Annotated in this window: 20 protein-coding genes; 8 read left to right on the top strand and 12 right to left on the bottom strand. The window is 50.9% G+C overall.

Features of this window, described 5'->3' with window-relative positions:
• Window positions 1-7: 7 nt before the first annotated feature.
• The 6 genes from H1R82_RS03115 to H1R82_RS03140 form a co-directional block, all read right to left on the bottom strand.
• Window positions 8-1450, bottom strand: a complete 1443-nt coding sequence (locus tag H1R82_RS03115) for an aldehyde dehydrogenase family protein (protein WP_232334039.1) — start codon at window positions 1448-1450, stop codon at window positions 8-10.
• 22 nt (window positions 1451-1472) lie between these two features.
• Window positions 1473-2513: a homoserine dehydrogenase gene (locus tag H1R82_RS03120; protein WP_181732932.1), complete on the bottom strand. Its 1041-nt coding sequence runs from the start codon at window positions 2511-2513 to the stop codon at window positions 1473-1475.
• Window positions 2503-3726 carry a M20 metallopeptidase family protein gene (locus H1R82_RS03125; protein ID WP_181732956.1) on the bottom strand — a complete coding sequence of 408 codons (1224 nt, stop codon included), beginning with the start codon at window positions 3724-3726 and terminating at the stop codon, window positions 2503-2505. The genes H1R82_RS03120 and H1R82_RS03125 overlap by 11 nt, the downstream gene beginning before the upstream one ends.
• A 75-nt stretch (window positions 3727-3801) precedes the next feature.
• Entirely contained in the window at window positions 3802-5031 is a 1230-nt protein-coding gene (locus H1R82_RS03130) for a cystathionine gamma-synthase family protein (protein ID WP_309544781.1), read from the bottom strand.
• A gap of 19 nt (window positions 5032-5050) precedes the next feature.
• Window positions 5051-6037 carry a cyclodeaminase gene (locus H1R82_RS03135; RefSeq protein WP_181732930.1) on the bottom strand — a complete coding sequence of 329 codons (987 nt, stop codon included), beginning with the start codon at window positions 6035-6037 and terminating at the stop codon, window positions 5051-5053.
• Between the two features lie 15 nt (window positions 6038-6052).
• Window positions 6053-7219, bottom strand: a complete 1167-nt coding sequence (locus H1R82_RS03140; protein WP_181732955.1) for a M24 family metallopeptidase — start codon at window positions 7217-7219, stop codon at window positions 6053-6055.
• A 221-nt stretch (window positions 7220-7440) separates the two neighbouring features.
• On the opposite strand from H1R82_RS03140, the gene eutB reads away from it, so the two are divergent.
• Together eutB and H1R82_RS03150 are read left to right on the top strand one after the other, a co-directional pair.
• Window positions 7441-8442 (top strand): hydroxyectoine utilization dehydratase EutB, encoded by a 1002-nt coding sequence (gene eutB / locus H1R82_RS03145; RefSeq protein WP_181732929.1) that lies wholly within the window; start codon window positions 7441-7443, stop codon window positions 8440-8442.
• 63 nt (window positions 8443-8505) lie between these two features.
• Window positions 8506-10119, top strand: a complete 1614-nt coding sequence (locus H1R82_RS03150) for a PucR family transcriptional regulator (RefSeq protein ID WP_258873870.1) — start codon at window positions 8506-8508, stop codon at window positions 10117-10119.
• Window positions 10120-10150: 31 nt separating this feature from the next.
• Here H1R82_RS03150 and H1R82_RS03155 read toward each other — a convergent pair whose 3' ends face one another.
• The 4 genes from H1R82_RS03155 to xylB form a co-directional block, all read right to left on the bottom strand.
• Window positions 10151-11188 (bottom strand): aldose epimerase family protein, encoded by a 1038-nt coding sequence (locus H1R82_RS03155; RefSeq protein ID WP_181732927.1) that lies wholly within the window; start codon window positions 11186-11188, stop codon window positions 10151-10153.
• A 13-nt stretch (window positions 11189-11201) separates the two neighbouring features.
• Entirely contained in the window at window positions 11202-12584 is a 1383-nt protein-coding gene (locus H1R82_RS03160) for an MFS transporter (protein WP_181732926.1), read from the bottom strand.
• Between the two features lie 77 nt (window positions 12585-12661).
• The gene (locus H1R82_RS03165) at window positions 12662-14740 is read right to left on the bottom strand and encodes a beta-glucosidase family protein (protein WP_198058706.1); all 2079 of its coding nucleotides are present in this window, start codon (window positions 14738-14740) and stop codon (window positions 12662-12664) included.
• 24 nt (window positions 14741-14764) lie between these two features.
• Window positions 14765-16270, bottom strand: coding sequence for a xylulokinase (xylB, locus tag H1R82_RS03170; RefSeq protein ID WP_181732925.1), 1506 nt, complete (start codon window positions 16268-16270; stop codon window positions 14765-14767).
• A gap of 349 nt (window positions 16271-16619) precedes the next feature.
• Between xylB and H1R82_RS03175 the strand changes: the two genes are divergently transcribed.
• Complete coding sequence (locus H1R82_RS03175) at window positions 16620-17825, top strand: ROK family transcriptional regulator (RefSeq protein WP_181732924.1); 1206 nt, start codon at window positions 16620-16622, stop codon at window positions 17823-17825.
• A gap of 100 nt (window positions 17826-17925) precedes the next feature.
• On the opposite strand, the gene H1R82_RS03180 is transcribed toward H1R82_RS03175, so the two are convergent.
• Together H1R82_RS03180 and H1R82_RS03185 are read right to left on the bottom strand one after the other, a co-directional pair.
• Complete coding sequence (locus H1R82_RS03180) at window positions 17926-18558, bottom strand: TetR/AcrR family transcriptional regulator (RefSeq protein ID WP_181732923.1); 633 nt, start codon at window positions 18556-18558, stop codon at window positions 17926-17928.
• A gap of 17 nt (window positions 18559-18575) precedes the next feature.
• On the bottom strand, window positions 18576-19007 hold the full coding sequence (locus H1R82_RS03185) for a hypothetical protein (protein WP_181732922.1): 432 nt from the start codon (window positions 19005-19007) through the stop codon (window positions 18576-18578).
• Between the two features lie 241 nt (window positions 19008-19248).
• Between H1R82_RS03185 and H1R82_RS03190 the strand changes: the two genes are divergently transcribed.
• The 5 genes from H1R82_RS03190 to H1R82_RS03210 all read left to right on the top strand — a co-directional run bounded on the left by H1R82_RS03190 (window position 19249) and on the right by H1R82_RS03210 (window position 25514).
• The gene (locus H1R82_RS03190) at window positions 19249-19623 is read left to right on the top strand and encodes an ArsR/SmtB family transcription factor (protein WP_269747564.1); all 375 of its coding nucleotides are present in this window, start codon (window positions 19249-19251) and stop codon (window positions 19621-19623) included.
• Window positions 19610-21724, top strand: coding sequence for a heavy metal translocating P-type ATPase (locus tag H1R82_RS03195; RefSeq protein ID WP_181732920.1), 2115 nt, complete (start codon window positions 19610-19612; stop codon window positions 21722-21724). Before H1R82_RS03190 ends, H1R82_RS03195 begins: the two co-directional genes overlap by 14 nt.
• A gap of 158 nt (window positions 21725-21882) precedes the next feature.
• Window positions 21883-22602 carry a GntR family transcriptional regulator gene (locus tag H1R82_RS03200; RefSeq protein ID WP_181732919.1) on the top strand — a complete coding sequence of 240 codons (720 nt, stop codon included), beginning with the start codon at window positions 21883-21885 and terminating at the stop codon, window positions 22600-22602.
• The gene (gene gntK / locus H1R82_RS03205) at window positions 22595-24130 is read left to right on the top strand and encodes a gluconokinase (RefSeq protein ID WP_181732918.1); all 1536 of its coding nucleotides are present in this window, start codon (window positions 22595-22597) and stop codon (window positions 24128-24130) included. The genes H1R82_RS03200 and gntK overlap by 8 nt, the downstream gene beginning before the upstream one ends.
• A gap of 31 nt (window positions 24131-24161) precedes the next feature.
• Window positions 24162-25514 carry a GntP family permease gene (locus H1R82_RS03210; RefSeq protein ID WP_181732953.1) on the top strand — a complete coding sequence of 451 codons (1353 nt, stop codon included), beginning with the start codon at window positions 24162-24164 and terminating at the stop codon, window positions 25512-25514.
• The last annotated feature ends 10 nt before the right edge of the window (window positions 25515-25524 follow it).

A 25524-nucleotide genomic window follows, 5' to 3' on the forward strand; every position in this document is an offset into this window, starting at 1 on the left:
CAACGGTTTATTTCGCAAGTTTGAAGCAAACCACTTTGATTTCCGTCATTTCTTCCAGCGCAAACCGCACCCCTTCGCGGCCGAGACCGGAACCTTTCACGCCGCCAAATGGCATGCCGTCGATGCGGTAGTCGCTGCTGTCATTGATCATGATCCCTCCAACGTCCACTTCCCGGATGGCCCGGTATGCTTTCTCCAGATCTTTGGTGAAAATCCCCGCCTGCAGCCCGTAATTCACTTGGTTTGCTTCAAAAATCGCTGTTTCCAGATCCGGCACCGGATAAAGGATGACCACCGGTCCAAACACTTCTTCTCTTGCCAACGTGCAATCTTCCGGCAGATTGGTGAGCACGGTCGGCTGGTAAAAGGCTCCGTCCCGTTTCCCCCCGCACAGCAAGGAAGCTCCTTTCTCCACGGCTTCATTCACCCAGCTTTCCACCCGTCTGGCCTCTTTTTCGTTGATCATCGGCCCCATGTCCGTCAATTCCGACAATTTATCCCCGACCCGGTATTTCTGCGTCTTTGCCGTAAATTGGTCCTTAAATTCTTCAAACACTGCTTCCTCAATATAAATGCGTTGCACGCCCAGACAATTTTGCCCCGCGGCCCAAAAAGCCCCTGAAACACAGGAAGCAACGGCTTCATCCAAATCCGCATCTTTCAGAACAATGACCGGGGAATTGGATCCAAGCTCCATCGAAATTTTTTTGAGTCCGGCCTGACGTGCGATCTTTTCCCCCGTGGAAAGCCCTCCGGTAAAAGAAACCATGCGCACATCGGGATGCGTCACCAGGGTTTGTCCAACATCCTTGGCCGACCCTGTGATCACGGATAACACCTTTGGGGGAAGTCCGGCCTTGTCAAACGCCTCCGCGAGTAAGATGGCACTCAGCGGGGTCACCGAAGTCGGTTTCACAATGATGGCATTTCCGCCGGCAATCGCCGGACCGACCTTATGTGCCACCAAATTTAAAGGATCGTTGAAAGGGGTGATGGCCGCAATGACCCCGACAGGGAAACGGTAGTAGTAACCCACCCTGTTTTCACTTCCCGGCATTTGGTCAAACGGAATGGTTTCCCCGTGAATTCTCCTGGCTTCCTCCGCACTGATGCGGATCGTTTCAATGCAACGGGCCACCTCTTTTCTCGCCTCGCGGATGGTTTTGCTTCCTTCCAGCGCAATGGTTCTGGCATACGTTTCCCGATGCTCATCAATCCAGTCCGCCGCCCGGTTCAGTACGGCCATCCGTTCATGAACCGGCATGCGGGCAATGATGTCCGCACCTTCTTTCGCTTGTTCCACCGCATAAAGCGCATCTTCTTTCGTTGCGGCAGGCACCGTGGAAATCAGGGAGTCATCTTGCGGATTACGGACTTCAATCGTTTGGGGACGCCCCACCCATGTTCCCGCCAGAAACATTTTCTGATGCTTGGTTTTTGACATCACCATGCTTTATCATCCGCTCCTTTCGTCAAATTTGACCGCGGTAAATATTGATCAAGTCAATTAAAATGGAATATCCGGTTTCGGTCCGGCCGGCTCCGGCCCCCACCAAGGTAATCGGCCCCGCCAAATCGCAATCATACGTGATGGCATTGGTCGCTCCCGAAATATTGGCCAACGGATCCGAAAGAGGAACGGCTTCCGGACCAACCGAAGCCACCACCCGGTCTCCTTCTTTTTTCACTTTTGCAATCAGCTTCCACCGTTTCCCTTCGCTTTTCGCCTGCTTGATATCCTCATGGGTCAAACGGGTGATTCCCTGTCGTTTCACCTGTTCCACTTTCAACGGTGCATTCATCACGACATTGGCCAAAATGGCCGCTTTATACCGGGCATCATACCCTTCCACGTCGCTGGTCGGGTCTGCTTCGGCATATCCCTTCGCTTGCGCTTCTTTCAAAGCTTCCTGGTACGACATTCCCTCTTCCATTTTGCACAAGATGTAATTGGTGGTTCCGTTCAAAATCCCGCGCACTTCCCGGATCTCATTTCCGGCCAGGCAAACGGGAGGCATTCCGAGTGCCGGCGTGCCGCTCATCACCGTGCCTTCAAATCTCCATTTGACCTTGTTTTCGGATGCCAGACGGGACAATTCCTCATAAGCCAAAGCAACCGGGCCTTTATTGCTCATCACCACATTTTTCCCTGCCTGAAATGCGGTTTTGACATGCTGTATGGCCGGCTGTCCGGTTTGGACATCCGTGAAAGTGACTTCCACAATGGTATCGGCATTGCTCCCGCGGATGGTTTGAAAACTGTCCCACCCTTTGACCAAACCGGGTTTTTCCGGATAGGATTCCAAACTCCCGGTTTCCTGAAAGGTTTGAAACACCTGGTCCAGATCCAACCCTTCCGGGTCATACAGCGATCCTTTCATCAGATCGCAAATCGCTACAACCTTTGCGTCAAAGCCCAGATTTTTCCGCAACCGGTCCCCTTTGTCCCGGATAATTTCCAGCAGTCCCTGTCCCACGGTTCCAAATCCCAACAGTGCGATTTTATGAGCCATCAACACCCACCCCTTCCTTGTCATGCCACCGGTATTGCCCGGTCAGGTAACGTCTGGCTGTTTCGGCAAGGATCGCAACACCTGCCGGCAGGCACCGTTCATCGATGTCAAAAACCGGGGTATGCAAGTCCCTTTTCACCCCGTCCGGCAGTTGGCATCCCAGAAAAAACATCGCTCCCGGAATCTGTTGCGTCATCCAGGCAAAATCTTCCCCGCCCAACCCGAACGGAGTCCGGATCACTTGAAAATCGGGGAACAAATCTTGAATCGTGGTTTCGATCCAGCGGTTGACCACCGGATCATTTTTTAACGCCGGTTCTCCCCGGTGAATGGAAAGTTGATATTCCCCGCCGAACACCCTCACCACGGAGAACGCTTTTTCCAATTCCCGGGCCAGCTCATCTCTCACCGCAGGATCATAGCTTCGCATGGTTCCTTGTATCCAAACTTCCGACGGAATCACATTGCTGGTGGAACCCGCCCGGATTTGCCCGATGCTGATCACGGCCGGCTCCAGCGGAGAAATTCTCCGGGCGACAATGCCATGGAGGGATTGGAGAACAAGCCCCAGCATCCAAACCGGATCGGTCCCCAAATGCGGATAGGCCCCGTGTCCGCCGGTACCGGAAATGCCGGCTTCGAACACATCCACATTGGCCATGCTGTAACCATCGTGGACCCGGATCTTTCCGACCGGATTTTCCGGGCTCATATGCAAGGCGATGGCACAATCCACATCCTGCAACACCCCGGCCCGGATCATGTATTGGGCGCCGGTCAGCCCGTCTTCATCGGTGTCTTCCTCTGCGGGTTGAAAAAGGAATTTTACCGTTCCCCGGACCGATTCTTGCTCGAAACACTCCGCCAGCAGATGGGCGGTTCCCAAAAGAATGGCTGTATGAGCGTCGTGGCCGCATGCATGCATGATGCCTTCATTTTTGGAACGAAAAGCATGTTGGTTCATTTCCAAAATGGGCAAGGCATCCATATCTGCCCGGATGGCAATGGACGGGCCTTCTCCGGAGGTCAAGGTGCCGACCACCGCAGTCGGATATCCGACACCGGTTTCCACCTTCATCCCGGGAATCTTTTTCAGCATCTCCACCACAAATTCGGATGTTTGAAACTCTTGAAAACTGAGTTCCGGATTGGAATGGATTTGTCTTCTCCAAGAGATGATTTTATCCGAGAGAGCCTGAGCTCTTTGCACCATGGATGAATACCGGGTAACCAATGCGTCCTCTCCCCTTACCGGTTGAAATTGAAAAGTCCGGGCGGGGCAGCCCGGTCAGCTGCCCGCTTTTCCGCTCTCGGCGGCGGACACCTCCAGTTGTTCTTTCAGGTGAGCAAATGCCTGCTCCAGGTCGGCAATCAAATCTTCGGTATCCTCGATGCCCGCGGAAATACGCACGAGGCCTTCCGCAATCCCCACTGCTTTCCGCTCTTCCGGGGTACATTCCACGTGGCTGGTTGTCCGTGCGGGGCCGTATGTGGTTTCCACCGCCCCCAAGTTGGCCGCCCTGTTGGCATATTTCAATTTCGGCAGCAGAATCCGGACGGCATCCATTCCTCCTTTTAAGGAGAAGCTGAGCATTCCGCCAAAGCCGCGCATTTGTTTTTTGGCAATCTCATGGTTGACATGCGTTTCCAGCCCCGGATAGAACACTTCCTCCACCAACTCTTGTTTTAACAGCCACCGGGCAATGGCCTCGGCGTTTTTCTCCTGCTGTTTGACACGAAGTTTCAAGGTTTTCATTCCTCTTAACAAGAGATAGGCAGCCCACGGATCCAATGTGGCCCCGTTGATTTCACGGTAATGATAGATTTTTTCCACCAGCTCTTTCGCGCCGCAAACGACCCCTCCGAGCGCGTCGGCATGCCCTCCCAAAAACTTGGTGGCACTGTGAATCACCAGGTCGGCTCCCAACTGCAACGGATTTTGGTTGACCGGCGTGGCAAAGGTGTTGTCCACCACCACCAGCGCCCCCGCTTCTTTCCCCGTTTTGGCCATCCTTTCGATATCCGTGATCTTGACCGTGGGATTGGTCGGCGATTCCAAGTATAAAATTTTGCATCCTTTCTTGACTTCGGCGATCATCTCTTCATGATTGCCGGTATTGCACAAGACTACTTCCACTCCCATTTCGGGGAGAAATTCGGTGAAAATTTTATTGGTGCCGCCATAGGTGTCCTTAATCGTCACCACGCGGTCCCCGGGCCTTAAAAAGGTGTAGAGCGTATTGCTGATCGCAGCCATTCCCGTCGAGAAGCTGGTGGCCGCTTCCGCCCCTTCCAACTCACGGACTTTTTCTTCGAATGCCTGTACCGTCGGGTTGGTGTTGCGGCCGTAAATGTGCCCCGGCTTTTTCCCTCTGGCCACATCGTACCAATGGTCCATATCCTCATAGGTATAAGCAACGCTGACAATGACCGGAACTTGTGATGCCCCGTGAACGAGAACGTCTTTTTCTCCCGCCCAGACCGCTTTGGTTCCGAACTGAACTTGATGATTTTCCACTGAAAACCCTCCCGAGCAATTATTTCGGTTCCAAACGAAGACCATAACCTTTTTCCGCCAATTTCTGACGGGCATACAATGCGATGGCGGTATCCTGCACGCCGGTTCCCGTCAGGTCACAAACCGTGATCACTTGATCGTTTTTTCTACCTTGCCGGCGTCCGGATGTGATTTCCCCCAACTCGGCAACCGGTGCCTCTTCCGTCAACACGCCTTGCTCCAGCGCATGATGAAGCTCGCCGAGTCGGAAACATTGGGATTTCACATCACAAACCACAAGATCCGCTTTCTTTAACACCTGCGCCTCCAACTCTTGTTTATGCTCGGCATCCGACCCCATCGCCGTGATATGGAGTCCCGGATGCAACCATTCCTCTTGAATCACCGGAGTTTTGGAAGGAGTGGTGGTCACCACCAGATCGCTTTCTTTTACAACTTCCTCCGGGCTGGAAGCGATGCTCACGGGAATTCCCAGTTTTTCTTCCATCTCCCGGGCATACCGTTCCACCCGGCTTTGGGTCGGTCCGTAAACCTTGATCCGCTCGAAATTTCGCACCTGCCTTAATGCCAACACCTGATACCTGGCCTGGGCACCGGCCCCGATCACGCCGACGGTGTGCAAATTTTCGCGGGCCAGATACTTCGCGGCCACCGCTCCGGCCGCAGCCGTGCGCAGATCGGTCAAATACCCGTTATCCAAAAGAACAGCCTCCAACAGTCCGGTCTTGGCGCTTACCAAAAGCATCGTGCCGCTTAAACTGGGCAATCCGATCCGGACATTGTCGAAAAAACCGGAAGAGACTTTAATGGCAAAAGAATCGACTCCTGAAATGTAGGCACTTTTGACATCCACTTCCCCATTGTTTTCAGGAATGTCAATCCGCATGATGGGGGGCATGGCCACCCGCTTGGTGACGAGGCTGGTGAAAGCGTCTTCAATCACTTGGATCATTTCCCCATCCACTTGGACAAGCTCGCGGATTTCATGTTCTTGAAAAATGATCATGGTTTCCACCTCCTTTTATCGGACAAACAACCGGCGGGGAAATTGCGTGAACAATTCACAACCGGTTTCCGTCACCCGGATCGATTCGCTGATTTCCACTCCGTAATCATCCAGCCAGATTCCCGGGATCATATGGAAAGTCATATTGGGTTCCAACACCGTTTGATCTCCCGGTCTCAGGCTCGCCGTATGTTCTCCCCAATCCGGCGGATAGTTGAGCCCGAACGAATACCCGATTCTGGAATCCTTGAAAAATCCTCTTTTCTCGATACTTTTCCGCCAGGCCCTTTCCACTTCTTCACAGGTCACCCCGGGGCGCACGGCCTGAATCGCTTCATGGATGCCTTCAATCACCACTTCCGCCAAATCCGTCATTTTTTGCGACGGTTTTCCGATCACAACCGTTCGTGCCATCGGGCAGTGATAACGCTTGTAACATCCGGCCAACTCGAGAATCACCGGGTCGCCTTGCTGATACTTTTCATCCGTCCAGGTCAAATGCGGGGTGGATGTTTTTTCCCCGGAAGGAAGAAGCGGGACAATGGCCGGATAATCTCCTCCAAACGCTTCCGTTCCCCGGATTTGCGCCTGATAAATATTGGCGACCACATCGCATTCCCGGACATTTTCAGCGATGGATCCGATCCCGATGTCCATTGCAATTTCCACGATTTTGGCCGCTTTTTTGATGAAGGAAATCTCCTGCTCTGATTTTACGATCCGCACCCAGTTGACCAGCGAGGTCGCGTCCAGAAGCCGGGCGTTCGGCAACCGTTTTCCCAATGTTTCAAAACATTTGGCCGTAAAGTAATAGGTATCCATCTCCACTCCGATGTTTCGATTGGCCTGCCCGATTTCTTTTAAGATGTCGGATACAAATTCCATCGGATGTTTGACCGTGGATTGAACGTAATCATCGGGATAAGGAATGATATGGTCATCCCCGAGCCAGGTGGTGATTTTGGCGGCATTGGCATCCTGTCCCCTGCCCACCCAAAAAGGTTTTTCTTCATCAATGATGATCAAAAGGCATTGATGAACGTAAAAAGACCAACCGTCGTAACCGGACAAATAATTCATATTGGCCGGATCGGTGACAATCAACACATCGATTCCCCGTGAAGCCATTTTTTGCTTCACTTTCCGGATTCTCTCTTTATATTCAGAAACGGAAAACGACAGCATAAACCAACTCCCTTTCCCCGTACCCGTTTCGCGGCTCAGCTTCATCATAAAAAATTCATATTCTTCTTCGCATCTGCAAATTTGCAAGAAATTTAAACAAATTTTATATACAATTTAGACTATTGACTAAAATATTGTTGATTTTGTATAATTTTTTCATCCTGAAAATTAGAATTTATGTTCACTCTCTTCTGAATAAAACTAAGGAGGGCTTATGCATGCATTCCTCACCATCACCCGCCAAGCCCGTCACCATCCGGGATGTCTGGCAAGCACGCAAACGGATCTCTCCGATTGTGAAGAAAACACCTCTCATCCATTCTCCGGTCATATCTGAACAAATCGATGCCGATGTTTATTTGAAACTGGAAACCGTTCATGAAGTGGGGTCTTTCAAACCCCGGGGCGCCGCCAACAAAATTTTGAGCCTCACGCCGGAAGAACGAAAGCGCGGGGTGACCACCTACTCGACGGGCAATCACGGGCTGGCTGTCTCCTATGTGGCCAAACATCTGGGGATTCCTGCCGTCATCTGTGTATCGGAAAGGATTCCCAAGGCCAAAACAGAGGCCATCCGCCGGATGGGCGCCCAAATTGAAATCTGCGGCCACGGACAGGATGATGCCATGGAACGTTGTTTTCAATTGCAAAAAGAACACGGATTCACCGTGATTGAGCCCTTTGATGATCCCCAGGTCATAGCCGGACAGGGAACCATCGGGCTGGAACTTTTGGAAGACCTTCCCGATATTGATCTTGTGATCACCGGACTGTCCGGCGGAGGATTGATTTCCGGCATCGGGCTGGCTTTAAAGGCAAATGATCCGCAAATTGAAGTGATCGGGGTCTCCATGGAACACGGTGCCGTCATGTATGAAAGTTTGATCCGGAAAAAACCCGTGGAACTGAAAGAGCCCGACACCCTGGCCGACAGCTTGCTGGGCGGCATCGGTTTGGACAACCGGTATACGTTTAACATGGTTCAAAAATACATGGACAAAGCGGTTTTGGTCTCGGAAAAAGCCATTGCCGAAGGAATGGCTTATCTGCTCGCCAACCACCGCATCGCTGTCGAGGGGGCTGCCGCCGTCGGCATCAGTGCCCTTTTGCAGAAAAAAATCAACCGGCCCCGGAAAAAAATCGCCGTCGTTGTAACCGGTTGCAATGTGGATCCGGATGTCCACTTCAAAGCCGTGGCTCCTTTTCTTCTTCACGGATGATGGTTGAAATCTGACAGAAAGTTGGGATCTTCTATGCCATATACCGTCAAAGATGTTCTGAATTTGAACCTGATGAAAAAGGCGAGAGTGCGAACTGCGGAAAACACTTTGCATACCCGGGCGGTGTCATCGGTGTCTGTCATTGAAATGCCGGTTGAAGACTTTGTTCAAAAACATGAGCTGGTCTTGACCACCGCCATTGGATGCAACAACGATGACGAAACGTTCCGTCAATTTGTCCTGGATATCATCCGTTCCGAAGCCGCTGCTCTTGTCATTGCGACGGGGCGTCATGTGGTCAAGATCCCGGAACACATCATCCAGTTGGCTGACCGTTATCATTTCCCGATCATTGAAACTCCTTGGGAAATCCGTTTTTCGGATATCACGCGTGCCGTTTTGAGCCGCCTGAATGATTGGCACAAGGACCACCTGAAACGGTCCGAAGAATTGCAGCGAGTCCTTTTAAACCTTTTTTTGAGCGGGGCAACCCTCTCCAATGCCGCCGAAGCCATCCATCAAAAACTGTCAACGCCCGTCGTCATCACCGACAAAAAAGGAATGATCAAGGGGCACAGCAAAAAGGCAGACCTCCTGATTCACTCCATTCAGTCTTTCCTCCAAACTTCGCGCATGGAAGAAATCTTTCAACAGGAAAGTTCCATTGCCGGGTTCAAAATCCAAACCGCCCATAAAGTCCAAGGCTATCTCTTTTTTCCGTATCCATCCGAAAACGCTGAATTTTCGCCTGATCCCAAAGAAGAGCAGCCGTTGCAACATGCACTCACCGCCCTTGCCTTGTGGTTTCAGCGGGAGGATGCGATCGAAGAAACCAAGACCCATTTAAAAGATGAGTTTGTCTGGTCCCTGGCCAAAGGGGAAATCGAAGATTGGGACAAAGCGGCAACCCGTGCCAAATCATTCAATTACAACATCCACCTGCCTTACGTCTGTATTTTGAGCATTCCGGAAAACATGGAAACGCTGTTCAACCGGTCCGCGTCCGGCGGGATCACTTATGATCACTGGTTGTTTGACCAGATTTGCCTGTTGGAAGAGCAAATGATCGAAGCCGGGGAAATGTTGAAACGAAAGGTGATGACAACCTACCATCAGGAACACTTTGTCATCTTTTTGGAAACGGACACCGACCGGGTTCACGAGTCGATCGGGGAATACCTGAACCTGGTGGAGAAAAAAGTGAAAAATCTGTTGCCCGGCCTTGTGATGTCATGGGGCATCGGGGAAAACCACGCAGGTGTCAAAACCTTTTCACAAAGCTATAATGACGCACGGATCGCCCTTTATATCGGCCGGCGGCAAAAAGGCCCCGGACACCGGAGCACGTACGCCAACACCGGGATTTTCAGGGCGTTGTTTGCCCTGTCCAAAAACCCGGAAATGGAGGAAATCGCCTTATCCACCATCGGCAGTTTGATTGACTACGAAAATCAACGGGGGTTGGATCTGATCCACACCCTGACCATGTATATCCGCCATAAGGGAAACATCAGCCAAACTTCCCGGGCCCTCAATTTGCACCGGCAATCCCTGGTGTACCGTCTGCGCAAAATTGAATCGTTGACCGGACGGTCCCTGGAAAATCCCGATGATCTGTTTCTGCTCGACCTGAGCATCAAACTGTGGACCACGGGAATGGTATTGAATCAGAAATAAAAAAAGCGCCCGTTTTTCCGGGCGACGCCATTTACCTTTTCCGGATGTGAAATGAAAAGACCGTTTTTTTGCGGTAAACTTCATCCCTCTTTAAAAGGACGGACGGAAACCTCTGATCATGCAAGGAGGCAGGCGATGCTTGTGTTTCAAAACAAACTCCCAAATATTTTTTCGACCATCCCCCCGCCAGCATCCGGTCCTTTTTCATCTGATTGGATGTATACAGAACCATCCCGGGCTGGTTTGTAACGATCTCGATCATCCGGCCGCTTTCGGCTTCTTCGACCGACACGCATCCCGGATTGGAAGCAAAGAAAAAATAATGGTCATATCCGCCGCCAACCATCCGGTTTTGCGGATGGCTGCCGGTAAAACCGTCTTTCAGCTTTCGTCCCTGCCCAAAATCAAACGGGGTATGGCGGACGGAAAGGATTCTTCCCGTCGGAAGCAACGCTTCGTCCAATTCCGCAAAACGGGAAGCATTCATCCGCACCCGGTGGTTCCCAACGGTATCCTTCAAGTTTCCCGACAAATTAAAATAGGTGTGGTTGGTCAAGGTGACCGGGGTCGTCCGGTCCGTGACGGCTTGATAATCCATGAGCAACTCATTTTTCCGGTTCAGCCAATAGATCACCGTTACTTTGATGTTTCCGGGATATCCGCTCTCTCCGTCTTTTCTCTCATGACACAGCTTCACGCCGACCCCCTCCGGTGTTTGAAGCGGTTCCGCTTCCCAAATCACTTGGTGAAACCCCTGCGATCCGCCGTGCAAATGATTGTTCCCCTCATTTTTTTCCAGTTTAAATGTTTGATCATTCCATTGAAATTCGGCCCCTTGGATCCGGCCTGCCACCGGCCCGATCAACGCCCCGAGATAATAAGGATCGGTCTCATAATCTTTTTCCTTTTCATACCCCAAAACAACGTTTTCCACCTTGCCAAAACGATCCGGAACCATGATTTTTTGGATGACTCCGCCATAGTTTAAGACATGGATTTCGATTCCTTCCCCGTTTTGGAGAATGAATTTTTTCCACTTTCCGTGGAGCCGGATGGTTTGAACCTGCACCGGATTCCCTCCCTCAATGATTTCTGCTTTTCATTTCCTGTCTGATTTTCGGCATCCTTTTTTCATAATCCAACAGCATTAGCACCCCAAGCATCAAGAGAATGACGAGGAACGGAAAATAAATAAACATCGACTTGATCGCGAAAACGGCACTTTCCGGCTGGGCACCGGCATTAGCCACGTACCCTCCGATTTGCAAGGCCCAACCGACCAGAGCGGAGGTGAGACCTTGTCCGATTTTCATGCCGGCGCTGGTCAGACTGAAGACCGATCCTTGAACCGGCACACCGGATTTCCAATAAACCAGATCTCCCACATCCGCCACAATGGCACTCAACCCGGCCTGCAAGGGGACCAATCCGATGGCGTTGATCACAATGCCGATGATCAAGGCGATCAAATTTTCGGAAAACAACATCATCACCAGGGACCCGGCGGCTGAAATCAACAACCCGGCACAGGCGCTTTTTTTCATTCCGAATTTGCCCACCAAATAAGGGGCAAAAAAGAGGCCCGCCAGCAAAGGAATCAATCCGGCTGTGCTTAAGACGCCCATCAGATTCGGCTGATGGAAGATGTAAGATACATAATAAATTCTAGCCCCGGTTTCCGTTTGGCGCAGATACCACAACAAGTACAAAATCAAAGTCAGAATAAAATATTTGTTTGTCAACAGCACCTTCATGGTCGGGAAAAAAGAGGTTTTGGTTTCTGCTTTTTTCTTCTTGGCCACATTTCTTTCTTTGACAAACCAACCGGTAATCATCAAAGGAACGGCGCACAGCATCCCGTAAATGGCCGCGGTGACGGTCCAACCTTGCTGGCCGCCGCCGAAGGATCCGACCAACACGGTGGTGAACGTGGTGATAACCCATACCGCGGCATTGGCGAAAATAAACCGGATGCTCCCCAAAGCGACACGGTCTTTTTCACGATTGGTCATAAACGAGGTCAATGAAGCATAAGCGACATTGTTCGCCGTGTAAAAAACCGCGGAAATTAAAAGATAAACCGTAAAAATATAGGCAATTTTCCAAATATCATTGAGATGATCCGGCACATGAAACAACATGAATGTCAGGATGCCGAGAACCGGCGCCGTCCAAAACACCCACGGTTTGGCTTTCCCCATTTTCGTCCGGGTATGGTCAATGATGTTTCCCATGAACAAATCCGTGAAGCCGTCAAAAATCCGGGCGATCAAAATAATTGTTCCGATCACCCCGGCTTCAATCCCCACCGTATCCGTCATGTAAATCGTGATAAAAGAAGCGATGAAAGTCCAACTGAAATTGGCTCCGAAATCCCCGATTCCAAACGTCAGTTTTTCCAGCATCGTCAACTTCGGGGTTTTCCCGTCTTTGGGTTGTGGTTTGTACTCCCGGATGTGTTCCATACAAATCCCCCAAACGCTTAAATTTTATGTCGGGACACGGAAAAGAACCGGCCGGCCTTTTCCGTGCGCAACAAAAATCACAACATGACCTTGCCTTGGATCAAATCCCGCTCATGGCTGCTGTTTCCGATATAGACTTCATATTCCATGTGCTCCAGCTCCCACCGGCGGGTTTTGGGATTAAACCATTTCAGCTTATCAACAGGGCACCGGATCTCCACTTTTTTGGACTCTCCCGGTTGGAGGCGGACGCGTTCAAACCCGCGCAACACTTTTACCGGCCGGTCCACTTTGGACTGGCTGAATCCGACATACATCTGGATCACTTCATCCCCCGCCCGGTTTCCGGTGTTTTTGACTGTACAGCTGGCGATGATCCAGCCATCGCCGGCGGAAAATCCGGCATCATACAGATCAAATGTGGTGTAAGACAAGCCAAATCCATATGGCAAAGACGGCTCGATCCCTTCTTTGTCCAACTTGACATAGCCATGGTCATACCCATAGATAATCTCATCGGCTTCCCAATCGACCGGCGGGAGATGGCTCTCTTTTTTGGGAACGACAAACGGCAGCTTTCCGCCCGGATTCACATCGCCGAATAACGTTTTGGCAATCGCGGTGCCGCCTTCCATCCCCGGATAATAAGCCATCAGAATGGCGGACACGGAATCTTTCCACTCCTCGATCATGATCATGTTCCCGCCGATCAAGACGACGGCGGAATTTTGATTCACCGGCCCCACGGCTTGGATCAACCGGATCTCGTCTTCATGGAGCCCCAGGGAACGGACCCGGTCTCCGCCCACCGCATCAAACCCGGCACCGATGGCGGACAAGCCGCTGTCATCCTGCGCATTGTTGATATATTCCCCTTCATCATCATGGTCATAGCCCACCACAAAAATGACCGCATCCGCCGCGGCGGCCAATTTCCGGGCCCGGCCGATGTCTTGTCCGTCATCAAAAATCACTTCGGCATCAGGAACCATCCGCCGGATTCCTTCCACCGGCGTCACCACATATGCGGGGTAAACCCGGCTGGAACCATGATCGCCCGTATTTTCCTTGTTTCCCAGCCGCCCGATCACTGCGATGCGCTTGCAACGTTCTTTGGAAAACGGGAGCGTCTCATGCTTGTTTTGCAGCAGGGTCATCGACTTTTCCGCTGCTTCCAGCGCCAAGGCAACATGTTCCTTGCAGCCGACAACCTCTTCGCCGTATGTTTTTTCATCCGCTTCCGAAAAAGCCAGAAGCGTCCGGACAATGCGCACGGCGGCTTCATCGATTTTCTTTTCGGGAACTTGCCCGTTTTTGACCGCTTCCACCAATTTTTCACCAAAGTATTTCACAGCGTTCATTTCGATGTCCATCCCGCCGTTGGCCGCTTCGACCGTATCCCGGACTCCCCACAAAAAGTCGCTGATCACAAACCCGTCAAAGTCCCATTCGCCTTTGAGCACCTGGTTCAGCAAATAGTCATGATGCCCGCAATACGTTCCTTGGTATCGGTTGTAAGCACTCATCACACAAGCCGCCCCGGCGTCGATCACGTCTTTGAAATGGGCCAGATACACTTCCCGTTCCGTGCGCTCGTCCGCTTTCACGTTGACCGTGAACCGGGCATTTTCCATGCTGTTAAAAGCAAAATGCTTGACGCAGGCAATCACGTTTTCGCTTTGGACTCCTTTGGTCAGGTGAGAGCCCATCACCCCCAGATGGAACGAATCCTCCCCGTACGTCTCCTGGCTTCGTCCCCATCCGGGATGGCGCGGAAGATTGATGCAAACGCCCCCGAACAAATTCCCGCCAAGCGCTTTCACTTCTTTTCCGATCGCCCGGCCGATTCTTTCTTCCAAGTTTCTGTCAAAGGTGGCACCTCTGGCCATGGAAACCGGGAAACAGGTGCTGCGATAGCCTGACACCGCCCCGCGCGGCCCGTCGACAAACTTGATGGCCGGCACGCCCAGGCGGCGGTTCCCGCCCGCTTCATAAGGCACTTCATTGTAGCGAATGCCTTTTTTATCTTCCTCTACCAAGTCTTCTCTCGTCAGATTCCCGCTCATCAGATCCACTTTTTCTTCCAAAGTCATTTGGCTGACGATTTCCCTGGCCTTTTCGGTAAAAGACAACCGGTATGCTTTGTCTGCCTTCACCTTCGCATCCTCCTTCCCACAGGATCATCCTCCATGGCGGAACGCCTGCAATTGGCGGCTCATTCCGCTGGTGGCCGGATAAATTTCCCGGTAGATCCGAAACAATTGCCGGTATTTTTTCACGTTTTCCGGAACCGGTTCATACACCTGTTCGGCTTTGACGAATTGCTCCGCACATTCTGATAACGATGCAAACCAGCCGCATCCTGCAGCCGCCAGCATGGCCGCTCCCATCCCCGGTCCTTGTTCGCTTTTCAGTTTCACGACTTTGGCGCCGAAAATATCCGCCTGCATTTGCAGCCAGGTTTCATTTTTGGCCCCGCCGCCGATGGAGATCACCTGATCCACCTTTTTGCCGTGTGCACGGAACATTTCCACGGATTCATTCAGCGAAAAAGTGATCCCCTCCAACACGGAACGGACCAAATGCTCCTTTTGATGCGAGCTGTCCAATCCGATCCAACTGCCGCGAATCAGGGCATCGGCATGCGGCGTCCGTTCCCCGGCAATATAAGGGGTAAAAAGCAGGCCGTTCGCACCGGGGGGAATCCGGTCGATCCCGTTTAACAGATCGTCAAAATCCTCATCATTGGCAAAGACCTCTTTCAACCAGGACAAACTGTACCCGGCGGCCAACGTGACGCCCATGGTGTAAAACGCACCGGGGGCGCCATGATTAAAGTAATGAACTTTTCCGCCAAAATCTTTGGTTCCGTCTTTTTCATACGTTAAAACCACTCCGGAAGTCCCGATGCTGACCAGCGTTTTTCCTTCTTTTAAAATGCCGGCCCCGATCGCTCCGCAAGCATTATCCGCCCCACCGGCAAAAACGCGCGTCGCCGGTGACAGGCCGGTCTCTTTCGCGATTTCCGGCGTGACTGTGCCGACTTCATCCACCGAGTCAACAAGCGGCGGACACAGGCGCATGTCCACCCCGACCCGCTCCCCGATTTCCCGGCTCCATGTTTTATCCGGGACATTCAGCAAAAGGGTGCCGGCCGCATCGGAACAGTCCATATGGAGCTTCCCGGTGAGCTTAAAGCGCACATAATCTTTGGGCAGGACAAAAGCGCCCGCTTTTTGGTACAAATGAGGTTCATGCTTTTTCACCCAGAGGAGTTTCGGCAGGGTGAATCCTTCCAAAGCCGGGTTTTTGGTGATTTCGAGCAACCTTTCTTTGCCCACCCGCTCTTCGATCTCCCGGCATTCTTCGGTTGTGCGCGTATCGTTCCACAAAATGGCGTTTCTCAGCACTTCCAGTTTTTTATCCAGAAGAACCAAACCATGCATCTGCCCGGAAAAGCTGATCCCCTCAATGTCTCCGGGATCTCCCGCAAACAGATGCAAAAGCTCTTTTAATCCGCTGATGGTGGCCTTCACCCAATCGTCCGGGTTTTGTTCGCTCCACCCGGACCGTTCCTGAAACAGCGGATAGGATTTGGATACTTGTGCCACCACTTCCCCCGTCTGGTTGACAAGAAGCAACTTGACCGCACTCGTCCCCAAATCGACGCCGATGACGTATTTCATATTGAACCAGCTCCTGTCTCCGTGTTGGCTGTGGATTCTTTCAACCGCAAACGTAGAAAGAATATTATGTCATTTAATGCAATTCCCTGACAATCCATAAAACCTTTCCGGCCAACACTCAGCGAAACTTTGTTTAATTGTTAAACTAAGATTACCACTTTGATGAAAGCGTTGTCAATAAAAATAGAAATATATCCAAAGATATAATTTCTATGTTTAATAAAATACAAAATCCATGACAGCTGACAACCAAACTTTGTATAAACCATAAACAATCATTGCGCATGAAGCAGACCATGGAGTATGATAAAATTTCAACAACAGAGGTTGCAGTAAGGAGAAAAAAGAAATGAAAGCACTCAGAACCGGCGATCAAAACCTGGTCAAACAAATCAATAAATCCGTTGTTTTCCACACCATCAAAAACAAAGGTCCGATCTCCCGGGCCCAAATTTCCAAAGAGACCGGCTTGAACAAAGCCACGGTGTCCACCATGGTTGCCGAATTGTTGAAAGAATCCTTCGTCAAAGAAATTGGCGCCGGCCAATCCAGCGGCGGCCGGAAGCCCGTGATGCTTTATTTTCATCATCATGCCGGTTACGCCATCGGCATCGATGTCGGCGTGAACTATCTTTCGGGAATCTTGACGGATTTAAGCGGAAACATCATTGAAAAAAACACGAGCAAATTAAAGTCAACCCGGCTGGAATCGGTCGTGGACCAAATGACGGCCGTCACGGGCAACCTCATCCAAAAAGCCCCCGACAGCCCGTACGGCATTGTCGGCATCGGGATCGGGGTTCCCGGGCTGGTTGATTCCAAGGGGCAAATCTTATTCGCCCCCAATCTGAAATGGAGAAACGTGGATTTAAAACAAGTGATGGAAGAAAAATTCCATATTCCCGTCAAAATCGAAAACGAAGCCAATGCCGGCGCCCACGGGGAGCAGTTGTACGGGGCCGGCAAAAACATTGCCAATTCGGTGTATATCAGCATCGGAATCGGTATTGGAACCGGGATCGTGATCAACCATCAACTTTACCGGGGCTTTACGGGAATTGCCGGGGAAATGGGACATATGTCCATCGACTTTCAGGGCAGAAAATGCTCGTGCGGCAACCGCGGTTGCTGGGAATTGTATGCATCGGAAAGCGCCCTTTTAGATGCGGCTTCCAAACGGAACCTCCCGGACGGTCATCCGGAAGCCGACTTGGATGTTCTTTACACCGAAGCCCAAAAAGGAAATGTTGAAGTCATTCAACTGCTGAACACGTTGGGGGAATACATCGGCATCGGCCTGACCAATGTCATGAACACATTCAACCCCGAAGCCATGATTATCGGAAACCGGATCGCCCGCTTTGAACCCTGGATCAGAAACCCCGTTGAACGCGTCCTGGAAGAGCGGCTGTCCAACCATCATCCCTTTGCAACCCGCCTTCGTTTTTCCAAACTGAAAGACGATTCAACGGCCCTCGGCGCCGCTTCCTTTGCCATTTCGGACTTCTTTTCCAATCAAAAAATCACTGAAATGGAATCCCTCTCCCTCACCTGAAAAGCAACCAAACCGGCTTTCCCCCTCGGATGAAAGCCGGTTGCAGCTTTGACATCCCCCTTTTCTCCTCTTCACGACATCGGAAACGAAACTTTTAATTTCACTCCTGCCCGCCGACTTTGACAGTCTGATCGAGGATCCGGATCAGTTCCCGGCTGTATGTTTCCAAATCCACCTTTTGCATAAGACCTGAATCCAGCATGTATTCTCCGATTGATCCCTGAATGACGTGAACCATCACATCCAAATGAAAGTCTCCAAAAACTCCTTCTTTCTGCCCTTTCCTTAAAATATTCCGCAGCTCCTTCTGAAGAGGATCCTCTTCTGAGTCACCAAGCAGATAATAAGGAATATGATCTGGTGTTCTGCCATTAAAAATGATTTCAATCAAAGCCACATTTTTCTGATGGTGGGTTCCCTGGTAAGCCAAACTGGCTTCAATGAAGGCATGCAACTTGTCCAAGGGGGTTGTTTTCTTGTGAACCCTCTCCAAAACATAAGCAGACAAATCCCCCATCAGTTTCATCAACACATGATACATCAAGTCTTCCTTATCCCGAAAATGATAAGAAATCAGAGCGGTGGAAATGCCAGCTTTTTTGGCGATCTTGGACAAGCTGGCTTTCACATATCCAATCTCTCCCAGTGTTTCAATGGCGGCTTGAATGATCTGTTCCCGTCTCGCCTCTTGAATAAAGGATAATTTTCCTTTTTCCCGTTCATCTTTTTGCATCGCATTCACCTCTCAGGTTATTTTTTCCTGATGGCACTCATAATGGACAACACAAGGATAATCACCGGAACCAAAAATACTTTGTGCGGCTCCCGGACCACCCGTTCCAAAACCGGCCGGGCACCTCCCTGAATCAAGTGATGACCCCCCCGGATGACCAAAACCACCAAGTTCGCCACCAGAATGAACACGATCAGGGAAATCCCGCTTTGAAACAGCACGGCCGCAACAGGATGACGAAACAAAAACAGCACGGCCGAAAGCAAAGTAATGAGCCCGACAATCCCGATGATCACGGGCCGGATCCAAACATACCAATAATCATAAACAGTGTTCACCGTTTTTTCTTCCACTCCGGCAAAGTGATGCCATAAATACCAAAACGCAAGGATACTCAGTCCTATACTAACAAAAAAATAAGCTTTTTCTTCTCCTTTTTGGATCTGCACGATACCCACCCCCAAAATTTGATTGTATAATCTAATTTTTGATTGATCGTTCAATCAATTTTTATCATCAAGTGATCCGGATGTCAATAATAAAGGAACTTTCCAAACATAGATCCAAAAGATATTCAAAAGGGTATTTGAATCTATGCCGCTTGGTGTTATTATATAATCAAACAATCATTTGAATATTGAATGATAAAAAACTGCCTGTCCCCGATATTTCCCAAAAAGCGAGGTGCCATTGTTGAGCAACGACCATTGTGAAATTTATTGTTTTGACGAAGAAAAAGTGCAAAGAGCCCGTTCCTCACTGAAAAACACAAACTTCAGCGATACGTCACAAATGTTTAAAGCTTTGGCCGACCCGACCCGCTTGAAAATCGCTTATGCTTTATTAAAGGAAAGTGAACTTTGCGTTTGTGATGTGGCCAATATCATCCGGTCTTCACCGGCAACCGCCTCCCATCATTTGCGCTTGTTGCGGAATATGGGCTTGGCCAAATACCGGAAGGAAGGAAAAATGGTTTTTTATTCACTGGATGATGATCATGTCAAAGACTTGATCCGGTTGGCCTTTGATCACAGTAAGGAGTTACAAGAAAATGGAAACCAATGAAGCGAAAAAAATTTACCGTATTCACGGGTTATCCTGCGCCCATTGCGCCGCACAATTTGAGAAAAATGTTTGCAATCTGCCGGGTGTGAAAGAAGCCAAGGTGAATTTCGGGGCTTCCAAAATCACGGTGCTTGGCGATGCCACCATGGAAGAAATTGAAAAGGCCGGTGCCTTTGAAAATTTGAAAATCTCGCCGGAGCATGAGATCCCGGGCGAAAACCGCCTTCCTTTTTGGAAGAAAAAAGCGAATTATCCCGTCTTTCTCTCTGCTTTCTTTCTGATCGCCGCTTGGGTCTTGAACGGGCAATCCGGCGAAAATCTTCCCGTCATCCTCTTGTATGCGGCTTCCATCCTCACGGGAGGATACCGGTTGTTTCTTCATGGTTTGAAAAACCTCATCCGTTTTGAATTTCAAATGAATACCCTGATGACCATTGCCATCATCGGTGCCGTCGCCATCGGAGAGTGGGGGGAAGGCGCCATGGTCGTCATTTTGTTCGCCATCAGTGAAATGCTGGAATCCTACTCCATGGATAAAGCGCGCACATCGATTCGCTCTCTCATGGACATCGCGCCGAAACAAGCTTGGATTCGCCGCAACGGGGAAGAAAAGCTCATTCCCGTCCAAGAAATCGAAACGGGCGACATCATGCTGGTCAAACCCGGGCAAAAAATTGCCATGGACGGAATGGTCATCCAAGGAACTTCCACGGTCAACCAGGCCGCCATCACCGGCGAATCCGTTCCCGTGGCCAAAAGCGCCGGGGATGAAGTGTTTGCCGGAACCTTAAATGAAGAAGGATTCCTGGAAGTGCGGGTGACCAAACGGGCTGAAGACACCACCCTGGCCAAAATCATTCATTTGGTGGAAGAAGCCCAGGCCGGACGGGCTCCGGCACAAGCCTTCATTGACCGGTTTGCACGGGTATATACCCCGGCAATACTGGCTGCCGGCATTCTTTTGGCCGTCCTCCCTCCCCTGCTCTTCCAAGCCGACTGGAGTGAATGGATTTACCGGGGGCTGTCGCTGCTTGTCGTCGGATGTCCCTGTGCTTTGGTCATTTCCACCCCGGTTTCCATCGTCACGGCCATCGGCACGGCCGCGCGGAACGGGGTACTCATCAAAGGCGGAATCCATCTGGAATCTGCGGCCAAACTCAAAGCCATAGCTTTTGACAAAACCGGCACCCTGACCAAAGGGACGCCGGTGGTCACGGATTTCGTGCCGCTTTGCTCAAGGTCCGATAAAGAACTGTTTGCCATTGCGGCAGCGATCGAAAAAAACTCCCAACATCCGTTGTCGTCTGCCATTCTCAAAAAAGCGGAAGAATGGAATGTTCCTTTCGATTCCCTCTCGGTGGAGGATTTTTTCTCGCTGACGGGAAAAGGGGTGCGGGCCAAAGTGGACGGCATCCTTTACGAAATCGGAAATCCCGGGTTGTTCCGGGACCGGATGACCGAAGACCTCAAAGATCGGATCCAAGAAAAACAAACCCAAGGCAAAACCGTCATGTTGATGGGGGACGAAAAAGAAATTCTGGCTTTGATTGCCGTTTCGGATGAAGTCCGGAAGTCCGGACAAAAGGTGATTCAAGCATTGCATTCCCTGGGAATCCAAAGAACCGTCATGTTAACGGGAGACAATGCCTCCACGGCACAAGCCATCAGCCAAAAACTCGGGGTCAGCGAAGTCCGGGCAGAACTGCTGCCGCAGGAAAAATTGGAATGGATCCATCAGTTGCAACAAGAATCCGGCTCCGTCGCCATGGTGGGAGACGGCATTAACGACGCACCGGCGCTGGCTGCATCCACCGTCGGCATTGCCATGGGCGGGGCCGGGACCGACACGGCACTGGAAACCGCAGATATCGCGCTGATGGGGGACGATCTGGAAAAACTCCCGTTCACCATCCGTCTGAGCCGGAAAGCCCTGCGCATCATCAAGCAAAATATCACACTGGCCATCGCATTGAAATTGGTCGCCCTTTTGCTGATCATTCCGGGTTGGCTGACGCTTTGGATGGCCATCTTCGCGGATACGGGGGTCACCTTGCTGGTCACTTTAAACGGGCTCCGTCTGCTTCGCAACCAAAATGCATAAAAGATGCAGGATGGTCAAACCCTGATCTTATTGAAAGATCAGGGTTTTCTTTATGAAAAATTTGCTTTCGATCATACGGAAACGAAACCGTTTACAAACCAACCGTTTCTTGGTAGGATACTTGTATACAAGTATTCAAACCCAAAAGGGGTGATGATTTGAAAGGGCTTTATCCGGAAAAAAGACTGGCAAAATCCTCAATCGGCCAGCAAGTGGCTGCCGATTTGCGAATGAGGATCCTTTCCAAGGACCTTAAAAATGGAACCGTTTTATCAGAAAACCGGCTGTCTGAAGAATACAACGTCAGCCGCTCTCCCATCCGGGAAGCATTGCGGATCCTGGAACGGGAAGATTTGGTGCAATTAAACCGGATGGGCGCCAAAGTGGCCGGCATCACGGAAAAAGACATTGATGAAATTTATGATGTCCGGCTGATGATGGAATCATTTGTTTTTAAAAACTTATTAAAGCGGGAAAACAATGATTCTCTGCTCCGCGAATTAAACAAAATCCTGGAAATGATGAAAGTTGCCATCAAATACAAAGATGCCGATGAATTTTCGTTTCGGGATATCGAATTTCATGAGACGATCATCCGGTCCATCCAACACCGGTATCTTTTCATCCTCTGGTCCAATATCAAGCCGGTGATGGAATGCCTCATTTTGCTGGACATGCGGCATCGGATGAAAAACAACGATGCCGATTTTGACCGGATCATCCAAAACCACCAGCTGCTGATCCGGTCCATCGAAGAAAAGGACATGCATTTGGTGGAAGAAGCCTTTTACAAAAATTTCAGAGACGTAAAGAAAAAATCAGACGGATTATGGACAACCCCGGAATTTTTACAGAAAGCGAATGAGCCATATGAATGAGAACAAATGGATGTTGGGTGTGGATATCGGAACCACCAGTACGAAAGCGGTATTGTACAAGGAAAACGGAGAGATTGTCGCATCGGCAAACAACGGCTATCCATTGTACACGCCGGACAGCCACACTGCCGAACAGGATCCGGAAGAAATCTTTGAAGCCGTTCTCCTGTCGGTCCGTCATGTCATGAAGAAATCGGGAATCAACCCCGAGGATTTGTCATTTATCGCCTTCAGCAGCGCAATGCACAGTGTCATTGCTGTTGATGCCCAAGGAAACCCTCTGTCACGCTGCATCACCTGGGCCGACAACCGCAGTGCAAAATGGGCGGAAACCATCAAAACCGAACGGGACGGACATGCCATTTACCAACGAACCGGAACCCCGGTCCATCCCATGTCCCCGTTGTGCAAAATCACCTGGCTGGAACATGACGTGCCGGAGATAGCCGCCAAAACCCATAAGTACATCGGAATCAAGGAATATGTGTTTTTCCGTCTTTTCGGCGAATTCGCCGTTGATGTATCCATCGCCTCGTGCACCGGGTTAATGAACCTCGAATCAATGAACTGGGATCCGAAGGCGCTTCAAGTCGCGGGCATCACGGAAGAAAAGTTGTCCCGGATTGTCCCGACCGTGGAAGTGTTTACCGGATGCAACCCGTCTTTCGCCGGACAAATGGGAATCCGGCCCGAAACCCCGTTTGTCATTGGCGCAAGCGACGGCGTCCTGTCCAATCTGGGGGTCGGTGCCGTCAAAAAAGGAGAAGTCGCCGTCACCATCGGAACCAGCGGCGCTATCCGGACTGTGATTGACAAACCCCAAACCGATCCGAAAGGGCGCATCTTTTGTTATGCATTGACCGGGGATCACTGGGTCATCGGCGGCCCCGTCAACAACGGCGGCATTGTGCTTCGTTGGATCCGGGAAGAACTGGCCGCAGCGGAAGCGGAAACGGCAAAGTCGTTCGGCATCGATCCTTATGACGCCTTGACCAAAATTGCCGGCCAAGTCCGACCTGGAGCGGACGGCCTGCTGTTTCTCCCCTACTTGTCCGGGGAAAGGGCACCGCTGTGGAATGCGGATGTCCGGGGCTCCTTTGTGGGACTCACCCTCAGCCACAAAAAGGAACACCTGATCCGCGCCGCCTTGGAAGGTGTGCTTTACAACCTGTACTCCGTCTTTCTGGCTTTGGTGGAAGTCATGGATCATCCCGTCACTTCCATCAAGGCAACCGGCGGTTTTGCCCGATCTGAATTGTGGCGGCAGATGCTGGCAGACATCTTTGACCAGGAAGTGATCATTCCGGAAAGCCACGAGTCTTCTTGCCTGGGGGCCTGCCAGCTCGGACTTTACGCTTTTGGAAAAATTGACTCCTTTGACGTGGTGAATGAATGGATCGGCAAAACCCATCAGCACAAACCCGTTCCTTCCCATGTCCGGGAGTACCGCAAATGGATTCCGGTCTTCATCCGCCTTTCCCGGGTTTTGGCACCGGAGTATAACCAATTTGCCACCCTCAAACCATAACGGATGGGAGTGAAAACCAATGGAAAACATGTTGCCGCTTTTGATTGTGGCGCTCGGCATCATCTTTTTGCTTGTTTTGATCACCAAGTTCAAACTGAACACATTTATTTCTTTAATCATCACTGCCTTTGCCGTCGGGCTGGCGCTCGGCATTCCGCTGGAGAAAATCGTCGAATCGATTGAAGGCGGAATGGGGGCGACTCTGGGCAGTATCGCTTTGATTTTCGGACTGGGAGCCATTCTCGGAAAACTGGTCGCCGATGCCGGCGGGGCCCGTCAAATCGCCGTGACGCTCATTGACCGGTTCGGCCAAAAATACATTCAATGGGCGGTGGTCATTTCATCCTTTATAATTGGAATTGCCCTGTTTTTTGAAGTGGGGTTGGTGCTGTTGGTGCCAATCGTGTTCCAAATTGCCAAGGAATCCAAAGTTCCCGTTTTGTATTTGGGGATTCCGATGGCGGCGGCCCTTTCGGTCACCCACGGATTTTTGCCCCCGCATCCCGGCCCGACCGTGATTGCCCAGCAGTATGATGCAAACATCGGGATGGTACTGCTTTATGGAACCGTCATTGCCATTCCGGCCGTGATCCTTGCCGGTCCGTTGTTTGCCCGGTTAGTCAAAAAAATCAGCCCTGATTCTTTTCATAAATCGGAAGCGGAACAGGCCGATTCCCTCGTCAGCACCAAAGAAACCCATCCGGAGAAGCTTCCCGGATTCGGAATCAGCGTCTTCACTTCCTTGTTGCCCGTGATTTTAATGGCCATTGCAACCTTGGTTGAACTTCTTCAGGATTTGGGGGTGGCAGGCGACAACCTGTTCTTTGACGCCATCCATTTGATCGGGGAACCGACCACGGCTTTATTGATCTCCGTATTGCTCGCCGTCTATACTATGGGCATCAAGCGAAACATCCCGATAAAACAAGTGATGCAATCGGCAGAAGAAGCCGTCCGTGCCATCGGGATGATGCTGTTGATCATCGGCGGCGGCGGGGTCCTGAAACAAGTGTTGATCGATGGCGGTGTGGGAGATTCGGTATCCGCACTGTTTGCCGGCAGCCACATGTCGCCGCTTTTGCTCGCCTGGTTGATCGCCGCTATTTTGAGAATTGCACTCGGTTCCGCCACGGTTTCTGCTCTGACCACCGCAGGTCTGGTCATTCCCTTGATGCAAGGAACCGATGTGGACCCGGCCCTGATGGTTCTGGCAACCGGCGCCGGCAGCCTGATCGCTTCCCACGTCAACGATGCCGGTTTTTGGATGTTTAAAGAATTTTTCAATCTGAATATCAAAGAAACATTTGCAACCTGGACTTTGCTGGAGACCGTCATCTCGGTCACCGGCCTGGCAGGAGTCCTGATTCTCAATTTGTTTGTTTAAAGGGTGGAAT

The sequence above is a fragment of the Thermoactinomyces intermedius genome (assembly GCF_013912365.1).
Classification (GTDB): Bacteria; Bacillota; Bacilli; order Thermoactinomycetales; family Thermoactinomycetaceae; genus Thermoactinomyces; species Thermoactinomyces intermedius.